Source organism: Campylobacter felis (assembly GCF_030250085.1).
Lineage (GTDB): Bacteria > Campylobacterota > Campylobacteria > Campylobacterales > Campylobacteraceae > Campylobacter_D > Campylobacter_D upsaliensis.
Window position 1 is genome coordinate 21,016 of sequence record NZ_JANURX010000016.1, and the last position, 13,940, is coordinate 34,955.

Annotated in this window: 13 protein-coding genes and 2 pseudogenes; 12 read left to right on the forward strand and 3 right to left on the reverse strand. The window is 36.3% G+C overall.

The features are described from left to right. Positions 1–19 precede the first annotated feature (19 nt). Positions 20–607 (forward strand): IMPACT family protein, encoded by a 588-nt coding sequence (locus NYG92_RS07910; RefSeq protein ID WP_289234054.1) that lies wholly within the window; start codon positions 20–22, stop codon positions 605–607. Between the two features lie 3 nt (positions 608–610). Here the strand turns inward: NYG92_RS07910 and NYG92_RS07915 are convergent, their stop codons facing one another. Both NYG92_RS07915 and NYG92_RS07920 read right to left on the reverse strand, forming a co-directional pair. Further along, positions 611–943 (reverse strand): hypothetical protein, encoded by a 333-nt coding sequence (locus NYG92_RS07915; RefSeq protein ID WP_289234055.1) that lies wholly within the window; start codon positions 941–943, stop codon positions 611–613. A gap of 1 nt (position 944) precedes the next feature. Beyond that, positions 945–2,513, reverse strand: coding sequence for an ABC-F family ATP-binding cassette domain-containing protein (locus tag NYG92_RS07920; RefSeq protein WP_289234056.1), 1,569 nt, complete (start codon positions 2,511–2,513; stop codon positions 945–947). Positions 2,514–2,609: 96 nt separating this feature from the next. On the opposite strand from NYG92_RS07920, the pseudogene dcm reads away from it, so the two are divergent. The 4 genes and pseudogenes from dcm to NYG92_RS07940 form a co-directional block, all read left to right on the forward strand. Then, positions 2,610–3,059 (forward strand): annotated as a pseudogene (gene dcm / locus NYG92_RS07925) (DNA (cytosine-5-)-methyltransferase); the annotation flags it as partial. A 16-nt stretch (positions 3,060–3,075) separates the two neighbouring features. After that, entirely contained in the window at positions 3,076–3,822 is a 747-nt protein-coding gene (locus NYG92_RS07930) for a protein NO VEIN domain-containing protein (protein ID WP_270977829.1), read from the forward strand. Beyond that, complete coding sequence (locus tag NYG92_RS07935; RefSeq protein WP_270961226.1) at positions 3,815–4,099, forward strand: hypothetical protein; 285 nt, start codon at positions 3,815–3,817, stop codon at positions 4,097–4,099. Before NYG92_RS07930 ends, NYG92_RS07935 begins: the two co-directional genes overlap by 8 nt. Positions 4,100–4,136: 37 nt before the next feature. Continuing rightward, positions 4,137–4,415: pseudogene (locus NYG92_RS07940) on the forward strand (PDDEXK family nuclease); the annotation flags it as partial. Here the strand turns inward: NYG92_RS07940 and NYG92_RS07945 are convergent. Beyond that, positions 4,399–6,051, reverse strand: a complete 1,653-nt coding sequence (locus NYG92_RS07945) for a 4Fe-4S dicluster domain-containing protein (RefSeq protein ID WP_289234057.1) — start codon at positions 6,049–6,051, stop codon at positions 4,399–4,401. The pseudogene NYG92_RS07940 and the gene NYG92_RS07945 overlap by 17 nt on opposite strands. 58 nt (positions 6,052–6,109) lie before the next feature. On the opposite strand from NYG92_RS07945, the gene selA reads away from it, so the two are divergent. The 7 genes from selA to NYG92_RS07980 form a co-directional block, all read left to right on the forward strand. After that, positions 6,110–7,429, forward strand: a complete 1,320-nt coding sequence (selA, locus tag NYG92_RS07950) for an L-seryl-tRNA(Sec) selenium transferase (RefSeq protein ID WP_289234058.1) — start codon at positions 6,110–6,112, stop codon at positions 7,427–7,429. Then, entirely contained in the window at positions 7,423–9,234 is a 1,812-nt protein-coding gene (gene selB / locus NYG92_RS07955; protein ID WP_289234059.1) for a selenocysteine-specific translation elongation factor, read from the forward strand. Before selA ends, selB begins: the two co-directional genes overlap by 7 nt. An 87-nt stretch (positions 9,235–9,321) precedes the next feature. After that, a complete protein-coding gene (glf, locus tag NYG92_RS07960; RefSeq protein ID WP_289234060.1) occupies positions 9,322–10,413 on the forward strand; it encodes a UDP-galactopyranose mutase in 1,092 nt (363 codons plus the stop codon). An 8-nt stretch (positions 10,414–10,421) separates the two neighbouring features. Continuing rightward, positions 10,422–11,474, forward strand: coding sequence for a glycosyltransferase family 2 protein (locus tag NYG92_RS07965; protein WP_289234061.1), 1,053 nt, complete (start codon positions 10,422–10,424; stop codon positions 11,472–11,474). Positions 11,475–11,504: 30 nt separating this feature from the next. After that, on the forward strand, positions 11,505–12,218 hold the full coding sequence (locus NYG92_RS07970) for a bifunctional thiol oxidoreductase (RefSeq protein WP_289234062.1): 714 nt from the start codon (positions 11,505–11,507) through the stop codon (positions 12,216–12,218). Beyond that, complete coding sequence (locus tag NYG92_RS07975; RefSeq protein ID WP_416346832.1) at positions 12,215–12,736, forward strand: cupredoxin domain-containing protein; 522 nt, start codon at positions 12,215–12,217, stop codon at positions 12,734–12,736. The genes NYG92_RS07970 and NYG92_RS07975 overlap by 4 nt, the downstream gene beginning before the upstream one ends. Positions 12,737–12,919: 183 nt before the next feature. Continuing rightward, the coding region (locus NYG92_RS07980) for a flagellin N-terminal helical domain-containing protein (RefSeq protein ID WP_289234063.1) at positions 12,920–13,940 on the forward strand (1,021 nt) is incomplete at its 3' end.

The window sequence follows — 13,940 nt, forward strand, 5'->3', positions numbered from 1 at the left end:
AACGCAAAAAAGGCTTTTTTTGCAAACCATATCTTCACTTTACACAGCACGCTATGAGATTAAAAAATCGCTCTTCATAGCACATCTTAGCCCCTTTAATGATTTTAAAAATTTGCTTAACACTTTAAAAAAAGAGCATAGTAAAGCCGTGCATTTTGTGTGGGCATATCGCTTTTTAAATGAAAATCATCAAATCGTAGAGGATAAAAGTGATGATGGAGAGCCTAAAAACACTTCCGCGCTTCCTTGCTTAAATGTTTTAAGGGGCAAGGAGCTTGTAAATGTGAGTGTGATTGTAGTGCGGTATTTTGGGGGCATTAAACTTGGCACAGGAGGGCTTGTAAGAGCTTACGGTGAGGCGGTAAATTTAGTGGTAAAAGAGGCGATTTTAGAACCTTTTGAGTTAAAAGAGGAGCTTGAATTTAGTCTTGATTTTAAGAATTCTTCCAAAATGGAGCATTTTTTAAAGAAAAATCAGATCTCTTTTCAAAGGGAATTTAAGGAAACCCACATCATCTTTAAGCTTAAATTAAGTCAAAAAGAGAAAGTGGAATTTGAAAGCTTTTCGAAGGCTTTTAAGCCCCAAGACTTCAAACTCTTATCATAAAACTCAATCCCCGTGCGTTGGCAAATGCTCAGGCTCGATTTCGTTGTTTTTGATAAATTCCTCCTTCGCCCTCTGACAGCGCTCATCGCGTAGCTTTCGATACTCACTACGGATTTTGATTTCCTTTTGGCTCAAGGGTCGCTCCTCCATGAAGGAGATGTGAAAATAGGTATCATCGCTCTTAGAATGCGCCTCGTAAAAATCGATGTAGTCAAAATAGTCCTTGTGCGTTTGGTAAAGCACCACTTCCTCGATGTAAATGGTCGGTCCAAAGCCCTTGTGATTTTGCGTGTTGTGCCCAAAACCTGCTGCGTATTTGATCCTGTAAGTGTACATTTTACTCTCCTAAAAATTCTTCATAAGTTCCGCGAAAATCACGCAACTCTCCCCCATCCAAATGCCAAATGCGATTAGCAAAGGCACTCACAAGCTCCCTATCGTGCGTGATGCAAAGTGCTACGCCCTTAAAATTGTGCAAAGCCTCGCCCAGGGCAATGATGCTTTCTAAATCCAAATGATTATCCGGCTCATCCAAAAGCAAAAAATTCCCCCGCTCAAGCATCAGGCGAGAGAGCATCAGGCGATGCTTTTCTCCCCCGCTTAAATTCCCCGCGTTTTTCTCCTGATCTGCGCCGCTAAAGAGCATTCTACCTAAACACTTGCGAATTTCATCAAGGTCTTTAAATTTTTCCCCCATCAGCCATTCGTAAAGTTTCACATCTCCACAAATGAGACTACTCACATCCTGCGGAAAATAGCCAAGCTCTATGGTCGCACCCAAATGCACTAAGCCACTATCAGCCTTTAACGCTCCAGCGATGATTTTAGCCAAAGTGCTTTTACCCACGCCGTTTGCACCGATAAGGGCGATTTTATCCCCCTTTTCGATTTTAAGCTCTAAATTTGAAAATAAAGCCTTATCATAAGCCTTGCTAATGCCCTTAAATTCTAGCACTTCGTTGCCAATTTCACGCATAGGACGAAAGACTATGCTAGGATCGCGTCTGCTGGAGATTTTAATCTCCTCTAGCTCTAATTTTTCCAAAGCCTTCGCCCTACTTGTGGCTTGTTTTGCCTTAGAAGCGTTCGCGGAAAATCGGCGTATGAAATTTTCTAGCTCCTCACGCTCTTTTAAAGTCTTATCGCGCTTAAGCTCAGCTTGCCTAGCCAAAAGCGTAGAAGCCATATACCACTCATCATAATTGCCCGCAAAATCGCGAATTTGTTTAAAATCTACATCTAAAATTCGCGTGCAAATTTTATTTAAAAAATGCCTATCGTGGCTAATGACTACAAGGGTCCCTTCGTGGCGTAAAAGCTCATTTTCAAGCCAAGAAATCGCCTCTAAGTCAAGGTTATTTGTCGGCTCGTCCAAAAACAGCACATCCGCGCCCAAAAACAGCACCTGTGCTAATAAAACCTTAAATTTATCCGCACTTTGTAGGCTACTCATTAAAGCATTAAAATCCTTGATTTTTAAAGAGCTTAAAATTTTCTCACACCTCGTTTCGCAGTCGTAGTTGGGGTCTTCTTCGGCTGTTATCATCTCAAGCTCACCCAAGCGCTCATTTATTTCGTCCGTAAATTCCTCGCTTAAATAAAGCTTTTCTTTTTCCTTCAAAGCCTCATAAAGCCTTTTATTTGCACACATTACCGCATCTTTTATCGTGTAATTTTCAAAGGCGAATTGGTCCTGCCCTAAAACCGCTACCCTTAAGCCCTCATCAAAGCAAACCTCCCCACTACTTGCTTCAAGCTCTTTTGAGAGGATTTTTAAAAAGGTCGATTTACCCGCCCCGTTTGCTCCGATAAGTCCATATCTCTGCCCTCTCGTAAGTTTTAAATTCACATTTTCAAATAAAAGCTGATTCGCAAAACGCATTGTAAGATTTTTAACCTCAACCATAATTTTCCTTAGAATTTTTGAAGTATTTTAGAAAATTTCAATTAATAAAATTTAGCTAAAATGACAAAATTATGAAATTTGCATTTAAGGCTTTTTATGACTTTTATAGATTTTTGTAGTGGTATTGGCGGTGGGCGTTTGGGCTTGGAGCTGTGCGGTTTTAAATGCTTGGGCTTTAGCGAAATTGATAGGGCAGCCATTAAAACCTATAAAACTTTTTTTGATACTTCAAATGAGCTAGAACTTGGTGATTTAACACAAATCAATCCGCAATCTTTGCCCGATTTTGACTTGCTTATCTCTGGTTTTCCTTGTCAAAGTTTTAGCATTGTTGGCAAAAGAGAGGGACTAGAAAATAAAGAAAAAGGGCAGATTATTTTTTATTTGGCTGAAATTTTAAAGGCGAAAAAACCTAGCTTTTTTATTTTAGAAAATGTTAAAGGTTTGCTAAATCACAACAAAGGACAAACACTAAAAGAGATTCTAAAACTTTTAGAATCTTGTGGCTATCAAGTTTTTCATAAGCTTTTAAATAGCCTTGATTTTAATAAAAGGCTAAACTATGCCCAAAATTCACATTAAAAACAGAGATAAACTTGTAATTTGCGGTTTATTTTTGTCTAAATTTGATGATTTGGCTTATAAATCTTTAGGCTTTTCTAGCTTTATAGAGGCTTTTAATATTTTGGGACTTTCTTTGCAAGGAAAGCCTAGTAATATTAAAAATTATAGAGATGAGTTTGACCCCTATTTTAATAATACTAGAAAAGGTTGGTATCAAAGAGAGCTTAGAACTTATACAAAAGAAATTTTTGAGCAGTATAAAGATATGGGATTTGAATCTTTTAAAAATCTGGTGTCTAGCTTTTTGATTGAAAATTATGAAGAAAAATTGCAAGTGAATGAATTTTTAGACTCTAAAATAGAAATAGGCTTTATCAAAAGAGTAGCGACAGGTAAAGCCGCAGAGCAGTATTTTAGAGCTAATTTTATGCAATATTTTAAAGATTTTTCTTTGTTTGATAGTAGGGATTTTGGCTGTGGATTTGATTTTAAAATGCAAAATGAAAAAGATTTTTACTGCGTTGAAGTGAAAGGGTTAAGTGAGATAAGTGGGAATTTTATGCTAACAGAAAAGGAGTATAATGTTGCACAAAGTTTGCAGGATAAATATTGCCTTTATATTGTAAGCAACCTTAAAGAAAAACCTAGAGAAAATGTATTTTTTAATCCCATAAAATGCTTTAATTTTGCCAAGCAAAGTAGGCAAATCACGCAAACAAGCTATCAAGGAAGTTTTAATGTATAAAATACAAATAGAATATTTAGGCTGTATGCACGAATATATGATGCCAAAACTTATAAAATCTTTTAGTTTTAAATCTAAGCAAGAAGCCTTAGAAAATTATAGAATCTTACTTGCTACTTACCTTGTGGGTTATGGAGTTTTGTGGGATAATATAAGTGAAAAAGAACACAAAAAAAGGCTTTTAGCAAAAAGTTTAGAAGAGCTAAAAGATATAGAATCTAAAGCCCTTTTTAATAAAGAGCTAGATTATAAAATAAGCCTTGTGGAGCGTGTATAATATATCTAGCAAAAAAGTTCTTTAATATGTTTTTAAAAAAATTCTAATTTTAAACGATATTCTAAAAGGCAGGGGGCAGTTTGCAAGTGAATGGTTTCTGGTTATTTTGAGATTAGAGAACAAAATAGAATGGGTGCTAAAGCCTATCAATGAAGTGATAAATTTTTATGGTGGTGAAGTTATGTTTTCTCCGCAAGGAAGCCTTAAGATTGGCAAGGTTACTATGCAAAGAAAAGGAGGCGATGGTGGCAGAGAAAGTGCGAAAATGTTGCAGTTTAAGATAGACCCTTGTATCATATCTAACCCCTCATCATAGCCCCTAACATCACCTTAGCCTTGCAGTCCGCACAGCAATATAGGCTTTTAAGCTTGGCTTCATCATTTGCAAATTTATCTCTCATCAAAGAGGCGATTTTTTCCACCGCTTTTTTAGTGGCAAATTCCTTCCCGCACTCCACACAAGCAAAAAGCTCATCTTTAGCCAAAGTGCGAAAGTCAAAATAACTCTTTTCAAGCCTTAGCCCACTTCGCTCAAGCTTTAAAGTATCTTTTTCCGCACAGCTTACCTCACAATACCCACAAGTCGTGCAAAGGCTAGGGTTAAATTTCAGTGCGTTTTCCTTGCTATCTGCCACTAAAGCACCGACATTACAAGCACCCACGCAAGCAAGGCAAAGTGTGCAAGTATCGACATTTAACCTTAAATCCCCATAGCGAAGCCATTCTCCACTCTCCACCACGCCTAAATCCTCATCAGCGATTAAATGCCTTAAACGCACGGCAAAATTTTCCCTATTTGTTAGGGTATTATTATGAAAAGAAAAGTTTAAACCCTCGATAAATTCAAGCTTTGTCAAAGCATTTTCAAGCTCTTTTTCATCACTTGCCACGAACACGGCTTTTTTACCAAATTTGCGTTCAAAAACCGCATTTAAAAGCCCTATCGCCTCAGCACTTCCACGCGAAACAAAATCCGTATAAAAAACAAGATTAGCCCCACTTGATTGAAGTAAGCTTAAAAAATGCAAATTTGAAAGCCATTTTTCTCCCTCTATCATAAAGGGCAAAACACCCTCTCCAAGCTTTAAATTTAAATGCTCTAAAGGCATTTTTTTAGGGATAATGCAAATTTTACTCCCCTCTACAAAATCAAGCATTTTAAAAAAACTATCCCTATTCATCGGCGCGTAATCAAGCGACCCGCTAGGACACACACTCACGCAACCCCCACAGCCAAGGCAGTCAATTTGCGAAAATTGTAAAATCCTCTCTTCATCGTCCTTTAAAATCGCTGTTGTAGGACAAATTTCCGCACACTTAGCACAATGCTCACTGCGTCTTTTGTGATATTGACATACGCTAGAATTATAAGTAATGAAAGTTTTGAAACTATAATTTGGGCTTTTGCTTTGCAAAAAATTTAAAAGCTCTTTCTCATCTTTGAAATTTGCTAAATTATAACAGCCGCTTTGCCTTTTAAAATCCTGTCTCTCTTTTTCATACAGCAAAATGTCAAAGTCAAGCTCCACTTCCTCGCCCCCATTTTTAAGCACTGCACAAAGCTCCCCCACACTCCCAAACACGCTTAAAACTTCGCTTTCATCAAGGCTTATGACCTTAAATCCCGCTTCTTTTAAAACGCTCTCCCTCGCTTTATCTTCATCTGCGATGATTAAAATACGATTTGTTATTTCTTTAGTATTTTCAAAGTCAAGTCCGTTTTCATAGGCACTTAGCCTCATCTCATAAAGCTTTAAAACAAGCTTACTTTTTTCTAAAATGCTATCTTGCGAATTTCTCAAGTAAAAATTAATTTCAGGAGCGTAAATTTCAGCCTTTTGACTAGGCTCATTTGTGATTAAAACCTCCTCATTTAAAGGCTTTTCTAAAAGGGTGATTTTATCATCAAAAGGCTGGGTAAATTCGTTTTTAATATAAGTAAAATTAAGCATATTCTTTCCTTTTTAAAATTATATGTTAAAATAGGCTAATATTTTCTTAAGGCTTAAGATGAACGATTTTCAAAAATTCCCCCAAATTCAAACCCTACTTGATGATGAGCGTTTAAGGACTTTTCCCCACACCATTAAGGCATATTTTACTAAAAAAGTCGTGAGTGAGTGTAAGAAAAATAAGGAATTTTTAGATAAAAATGCCCTTATTTTGAGAATTTTAGATAGGCTTAAGGAGTATGAATATAAAGACTTTAACCCTCTCATTAACGCCACAGGCGTGGTAATCCACACAAATTTAGGTAGGAGTATTTTTAATGAAAAGCTTTTTAAAAGCTGTCAAAAAAACCTTTGCTCTTATACAAATTTGGAATTTAATCTTAAAAGCGGAAAAAGAGGCTCACGCTATGACGCCATGCTTGAAAAGCTTCAAATTCTTTTTGAGTGCGAAGATGCCTTAATCGTCAATAATAACGCCGCCGCTGTTTTCTTAGTGCTAAATTCCTTAGCTTTTGGTAAAGAAGTGTTAAGCTCAAGGGGGGAACTTGTCGAAATCGGAGGAAATTTTAGAATCCCTGAAGTCATTAAAGCCGCTGGAGTGCGTTTAAAAGAGCTAGGCACGAGTAATAAAACGCACTTAAGGGACTACGAAAACGCTATCACAAAAGAAACAAAGCTCATCTTAAAAACGCATAAATCAAATTTCACGCTTAAGGGCTTTTGTGAGGAAGTAAGCATTAAGGATTTGGGGATTTTAGCGAAGAAAAAAAGACTCATTAGCTATTACGACTTAGGCTCTGGGTGGTGTGAAAAGCTTCCTAAAAACTTAAGCATTGATGAGCCTGAAATCAAAAAACTTGTAAAACAATGCGACCTTTTAAGCTTTAGCGGTGATAAGCTTTTTGGCTCGGCACAAGCTGGTATTATACTTGGTAAAAAAAGACTCATTGAAAAATTAAGAAAAAATCAGCTTTTAAGAATGCTTCGTATTGATAAACTTAGCCTTATTTTTTTAAATGAAAGCTTAAAGGCGTATTTACAAAAAGATTATGATAAAATCCCTACTTTAAGGCTTTTAAATGATGATTTAACGCATATTAAGACGAAAGCTTTAAGGGTGCAAAAAGAGCTGAAATTTAAAAGCCTTTTAAAACCAAGTAAAAGCCTAGTGGGTGGTGGCTCACTGCCTGATAAAACGCTTGAAAGTTTTGTTCTAAGCTTTAACGGAAACGCCCTTAAAATGCAAGAAAATTTTAGAAAACAAGGCATTATCGCAAGGATAGAGGATAAAAATCTAGTGCTTGATTTTAGAAGCATACAAGAAAACGAGCTAGAAAGGCTAGTAAAACTCATCAATAAAATGGAGAATTTATGCTAATCATCGGCACAGCAGGACACATAGACCACGGAAAAACCTCACTTATCAAAGCACTTAACGGCTTTGAGGGCGATACACTCAAAGAAGAGCAAGAAAGGCAAATCACCCTAAGCCTTAGCTTTTCAAGCTTAGAAACGGAGGATAAAAAACTCTCCTTCATCGACACGCCCGGGCATAAAGACTTACTTAAAACGATGATAAGCGGAGCTTTTGCGTTAAATGCTTGTTTATTTGTCGTGGATATTAACGAGGGCTTAAAGGCACAAAGCTTGGAACATCTTAGCGTTTTGGAACTTTTAGGGGTTAAAGACCTCATTTTGGTATTAAATAAGTGCGATTTATGCGAGGATATAGACGCTAAAACAAAAGAAATCACCGCCCAACTTTCTCTTAAGCCACTCAAAATTTTTCACACTTCTGTGCGTTCAAATTTAGGCATAGAAAGCCTTAAAAACTATCTTTTTTCCCTCCAAGAAAAAGAAAGTAAAGAAGCCATTTTTCGCTTTTATATCGATAGGGTTTTTTCTTTAAAAGGTGTAGGCACCATAGTTACAGGCTCTTTAAATGAAGGTGAAATTGCTTTAAAAGAAAAAATCATCTGCCTTGACACACAAAAAGAACTCATTGTCAAAAATATCCAAAACCACGACTCAAATTTAAACGCAATCAAAGCACCCGCCAGAGTTGCACTCAGTTTAAACTGCGATTATAAAAACTTACAAAAAGGCTTTTTGCTTAGTAAAAAAGGTTTTTTCAAGCCCTTTTTACAAATCGAAGCTTATGTGAAAGCTCCAAATTTAGCTAATCAAAACTATGTCTTTTGTGTCGGCACAAAACAACTTGAAGTAAAAATTCATATCTTAAAAGAGCTAAAAGTAGGAGAGTATTATGCGGAAATTCGCTTTAAAAAGCCTATGTATTTATGCTTTGATGAGAGATTTATCTTGCTTGAAAATGGGCGTGTAAAAGGCGGTGGAGTCGTGCTAAATCCTGTGAGCGAACCGCTAAATAAAGAGCTTAAACTAAAGCTTTTAGACCTGCTTTTAAATAAGGATTTTTTAAGAGCCTTCGATCTGCTTAAAAACGCTCATAAAAAAGGCTTTGGACTGCTTTCTAGCTATCAAAGGTTTAAACTTAATCACAGCCAAGCCCTTGAAATAGCTAAAAATTTAAAAGAGGTTTTTGTCGATGAGAAAAACCTTAACATTTATGATTTAAGTTGTGTTGATTTACTTCAAAACTCAATCCACAAAATTCTAGCAAAAAACCCCTACGCTATGCTTTCAGCACACTCCCTAGCTCTAAGAAATGCGTGGGCGAGTGAGGGAATTTGTGCTTTTGCTTTAGAAAATATGCCTATTTTGGAATTTAAAAATGGGATATTTTTCAAAAAAGGCGTAGAATTTGAAAAGCTACAAGAAAAAAATTCAAACGCCTTATATGAGAAAATCAAAGCCCAAGCCTTACAAGTGCAAGCGCCCTATAATCTTTATGAGAGCTTAGAGCTTGATAGAAAAAGCGGCGATGTCCTGCTTAAAAAACTCACAAAAGAAGGCTTAGTCGTGCGTTTAGCGCATAATCTTTTTATCGATAAAGCCACGCTTTTAAACTTTAAAGAAGAGCTTTTAAATTTACTTAAAAATACAAGCTTAGATGTGCAAACGATGAAAAATAAATTTAATTTTTCAAGAAAATACGCCATAGCCTACCTAGAATTCCTAGACCTTGATGAAAGAATTATAAAAAAAGACGAAAAACGCTTTTTAAAATCAAACATTATTCACACAAAATTGGTAAAATTATGAGTTTTTTTGTGGAATTTTTTGATTTCAAAAAAACAAAATTTTAGGTAAGATTTTTTCGATAAATTTTTAGGATTCTCAAGGACTTTAATGTATGATTATTTGATAGTTGGAGCGGGGCTTTTTGGAAGTATTTTTGCTTATGAGGCAAGTAAGAGAGGTAAAAAATGCCTTGTGCTTGAAAGAAGAGAGCATACAGGTGGGAACTGCTACACTAAAGAGGTAGAGGGGATTAATGTGCATTATTACGGTGCACACATTTTCCGCACTGATGAAAAACGCATTTGGGATTATATGCAGCAATTTTGCGAATTTAATCATTTTATTAATGCTCCCATAGCAAATTATAAGGGTGAAATTTATAATCTCCCTTTTAATATGAACACTTTTTCGAAATTATGGGGCATTAGCACTCCAAGCGAAGCAAGAGAGATTATAGAAAAGCAAAAAGCAAGCATTAAGGGTGAGCCTAAGAATTTGGAGGAGCAAGCCATTTCTTTAGTGGGTGTTGATGTGTATGAAAAATTTATTAAAGGCTACACGCAAAAGCAGTGGGGTAAGGCTTGTAAAGATTTACCAAAATCTATCATTAGACGCATTCCTGTGCGTTTTGTGTATGATAATAATTATTTTAACGACCCCTACCAGGGCATTCCTAAGGGGGGCTATACAAAGATTTTTGAAAAACTTTTGGATAAGTGTGAAGTCTTGCTAAATGTTGATTTTATAGAGCGTAGAGAAGAATTTAGCAAAAAAGCTAAAAAGATTATTTTCACAGGAACGATTGATTCTTATTTTGGCTATAAGCTTGGGGCTTTGGAGTATAGGAGTTTGAAATTTGAACACGAGCTTTTAGATATGCCTAATTATCAGGGCGTGGCGGTTGTGAATTATACAGATTTCAAGACGCCATATACTAGAATCATCGAGCATAAGCATTTTGAATTTGGCACACAAGAAAAAACGCTGATAAGCAGGGAGTATCCTTTGAGCTGGAGTAAGGATATAGAGCCTTACTACCCTATCAATGATGCGAAAAATACCGCTTTGTATGAGAGCTATTTAGCTCTAGCAAAAGCGGAGAAAAATGTGCATTTTTGCGGGAGGCTTGGGGAATATCGTTACTATGATATGCAGGATGTGGTAAAATCCGCTTTGAAATTTTGTGAAAGTGAATTATAAGGATTAAAATGAGCGTGAAAGTTTCTGTTATTATCCCCTCTTTAAATTCAATTAATTATTATGATGAATGCATTAAAAGCGTCATCAATCAAAGCTTAAAAGAGATAGAAATCATCTGTGTTGATGCAAATTCTACGGACGGCACACTTGAGCTTATCAAAAAATATCAAGCTAAGGACGAGCGGATAAAGCTCATCATCAGTGATAAAAAAAGCTATGGCTATCAAATGAATTTAGGTATTGCGGCGGCAAGTGGCGAGTATATAGGGATAGTGGAGAGTGATGATTATATAGACCTTGATATGTATAAGGAGCTTTACGCTTTAGCTAAAAATAAAAATGTTGATATTTTAAAAAGTGATATTTATGATTTTTACGATAGGGAAGAAAGGGAATTTGAGTATAAGAATATAGCTTACGATGAGGGATTTTATCACAAGGATTTGCATTTTGAATCAGCCGGGGCTGTTTGTAAAAACACTGCTTTGACTAAACAAGAAATCTTAAAAAATTCTTGGAATATGAATCAGCCGGGGCTGTTTAGCTCCGATTTTTTACAAAAATCGGAGCTAAAATTTCATGAATCCGCCGGGGCTTCTTATCAGGATCTTGGCTTTTGGTTTATCACTATTATTAGTGCAAGTAGGATTTATTTCCATAAAAAAGCTTATTATTATTATAGGCAAGATAATATGGGCTCAAGTTGCAATTCCAAAGAAAAAGTTTATTGTTTATGTGACGAATATGATTTTATGGAGGAGTTTTTAAGGAGCCGAAATTTAATGGAATTTAAAGAAATTCTCCTCTATAAGAAATTTAGATCTTACTGTTGGAATTTAAACCGAATCGATGAAAAATTTAAAAAAGAATTTTTAGAGCGTTTTGCAAAAGAATTTAAAGATGAAAATTTAAAACTTGAAATTTTTAAGCATAGAGAGCTTAGAAAACTTAAAAAAATCATCTCAAATCCTAACAAATATGCTAAAAATTTATTTTATCGTTTTGCTTTAAAAAATTTTCTTACCAAATTGAAAAAAGCTTTCGATAGGTTAAAATTTTAATCTTATAATGTCAAAAACGAAAGGATACAAATGAAAAAAATTATATTATTAGCAAGTGCTTGTTTAAGCCTTTTTGCCGCGAGTGATAAAGAAATTTTAGACTTTTACTCTAGCAGTGTTAAAGCACAATTTCCAGACGCAAAACTTAGCATAGTCAAAAGAGAGAAAGTTGCCGATACGGGCTTTGAAAGCGTAGTGTTAAGCATAGAGGTGCAAGGCGCAAAGCAAGAGGAGGTGCTTTTCACAAAGGATAATTTAATCGTCCCTGACATCATCGACCTTAAGGCTAAAACCTCTTACCGCCAAGAATTTGAAATTAAAAAATTCGAAGAAGCGCGTGAGAATTTTGCCAAAAATGCCAAGAAAGAAGTGCAAAAAGAAACGATGAAAATCACACTTGGAGATAAAAACAAGCCTAGCATTTATGTTTTTTCTGACCCTGAATGTCCTTACTGCATAGAGCAGCTTAAAAGTATAGAAGAAGAGCTTAAAACCAAGCAAATCAACCTTATCCTAACCCCAGTCGCACACGGAAAAAGTGCTTTTGAAAAATCCGCTTTGATTTATAAAGAAAGCAAAAACGCTAAAACAGACGCCGAAAAACTTGCCATTTTAAGAAAGTATTTTGACCCAGAGCTTAAAAGCTACCCTAAAATAAGCGAAGCCGAAACTAAAGCCATTTTTGAACTTTATAGAAAATATCGCTCCTTAGGGCTTGTCGCTACACCGACCATTATACAATGAAAGCTTTTTTAAGCCTTTTTATAGCCTTGTTTTTTGCTTCTTGCACATCACAAGGCTTAATGCAAACTACCCTCACTTTAAACAACGAGGGCGTTTTCATCAAGGCTAAGAAAAATGAAAGCTTTAAAATCATCTTTCATAACGCCTCCTCCACACAAAGCGAACTTGCTTTTAAACTCTCACAAAGCCTTCAAAATTTAGGTTTGAAAGAGGTAAAAGAAAATCCAACCTATGAAATTTTACTCAACTACATCGACTTTAAAAAACACTCCTACGCCCAAAGAGTCAGCACTTCAGCCGATTTTTTCTTTAATCTTGACCCCCTTGAAAGCAAAGGAGAATGGCTAGTGGAGAATTTTTACACCCTGCAAGTTAATATCCAAATTCAAAGCCAAAATGCCACGCAACAAACAAGCCTTTTAGCAAGGACGGCGTATCTAAGCGATAAACCTCGCTGTCAGCTTTCCTTAGAAGACAAGATTATTGGGCAAATTGTAAGCTTTTTTTACCTTGACTAGCTTAAATTAACCCCCCCCCCCCCAACCACGCCGCCGCCAACACACACCCAACACACTCACGCCCCCATTTTTTCATTTCTTTCAAATTTTTTCTAAAAAGCTATAAACTTTTTTTTAAACTAAACGATATAGTGGATAACAAGCTCAAGGATTAGAGCTTGAATTCATTTAAAAGGATTTAAAATGGGATTTCGTATTAACACAAATGTTGCGGCACTTAACGCTAAAGCTAACTCCGACCTTAATAGCAAGAGCCTAGATGCTTCTTTGGCGAGACTAAGTTCTGGTCTTAGAATTAACTCAGCAGCAGATGATGCTTCAGGGATGGCGATAGCGGATTCTTTGCGTTCTCAAGCAGCCACTTTAGGGCAAGCTATTAATAATGGTAACGATGCACTTGGTATCTTACAAACAGCTGATAAGGCTATGGACGAGCAGCTTAAAATCTTAGACACTATCAAAACTAAGGCAACTCAAGCAGCTCAAGATGGTCAAAGTCTTAAAACAAGAACTATGCTTCAAGCTGACATCAACAGGCTTATGGAAGAGCTTGACAACATCGCTAATACAACTTCCTTTAACGGAAAGCAGCTTTTAAGTGGTGGTTTCATCAATCAAGAGTTTCAAATAGGCTCACAGTCTAATCAAACTATAAAAGCAACTATCGGTGCGACTCAAAGCTCTAAAATCGGTCTTACAAGATTTGAAACAGGTCAGCAAATCATAAAGAGTGGCACGGCTCAAATGACCATTAAAAATTATAATGGTATTGACGATTTTAAATTCCAAGCGATTAAAATCTCTACTTCCGTTGGAACTGGACTTGGTGCTTTGGCTGAAGAGATTAACAGAGTAGCTGATAGAACAGGTGTTCGTGCTAGTTTCAATGTCCAAACAGTAGGTGCAAGAACTATTATGAAAGGCACAACAAATGAAAATTTCGCTATTAACGGCGTAACTATCGGCAAAGTGGCATACGAAAATGGGGATAAAAACGGCGCCCTTCTTGCATCTATCAATGCCGTTAAAGACACCACAGGCGTTCAAGCAGCCCTAGATGAAGAGGGTAAGCTAGTGCTTACTTCAGCAGATGGTCGTGGGATTAAAATCACAGGGGCTATCGGTGCTGGGGCTGGTATCGCTAAAAATATGGAAGAAAATTACGGTCGTCTTTCTTTGGTGAAAAATGACGGACGCGATATCG

Excerpts from the sequence above, each read along its gene's own strand:
- NYG92_RS07915 (WP_289234055.1), bottom strand. The coding sequence starts at position 943 with ATGTACACTTACAGGATCAAATACGCAGCAGGTTTTGGGCACAACACG.
- NYG92_RS07920 (WP_289234056.1), bottom strand. The coding sequence starts at position 2,513 with ATGGTTGAGGTTAAAAATCTTACAATGCGTTTTGCGAATCAGCTTTTA.
- NYG92_RS07930 (WP_270977829.1), top strand. The coding sequence starts at position 3,076 with ATGCCCAAAATTCACATTAAAAACAGAGATAAACTTGTAATTTGCGGT.
- NYG92_RS07935 (WP_270961226.1), top strand. The coding sequence starts at position 3,815 with ATGTATAAAATACAAATAGAATATTTAGGCTGTATGCACGAATATATG.
- NYG92_RS07945 (WP_289234057.1), bottom strand. The coding sequence starts at position 6,051 with ATGCTTAATTTTACTTATATTAAAAACGAATTTACCCAGCCTTTTGAT.
- selA (WP_289234058.1), top strand. The coding sequence starts at position 6,110 with ATGAACGATTTTCAAAAATTCCCCCAAATTCAAACCCTACTTGATGAT.
- selB (WP_289234059.1), top strand. The coding sequence starts at position 7,423 with ATGCTAATCATCGGCACAGCAGGACACATAGACCACGGAAAAACCTCA.
- glf (WP_289234060.1), top strand. The coding sequence starts at position 9,322 with ATGTATGATTATTTGATAGTTGGAGCGGGGCTTTTTGGAAGTATTTTT.
- NYG92_RS07965 (WP_289234061.1), top strand. The coding sequence starts at position 10,422 with ATGAGCGTGAAAGTTTCTGTTATTATCCCCTCTTTAAATTCAATTAAT.
- NYG92_RS07970 (WP_289234062.1), top strand. The coding sequence starts at position 11,505 with ATGAAAAAAATTATATTATTAGCAAGTGCTTGTTTAAGCCTTTTTGCC.
- NYG92_RS07975 (WP_416346832.1), top strand. The coding sequence starts at position 12,215 with ATGAAAGCTTTTTTAAGCCTTTTTATAGCCTTGTTTTTTGCTTCTTGC.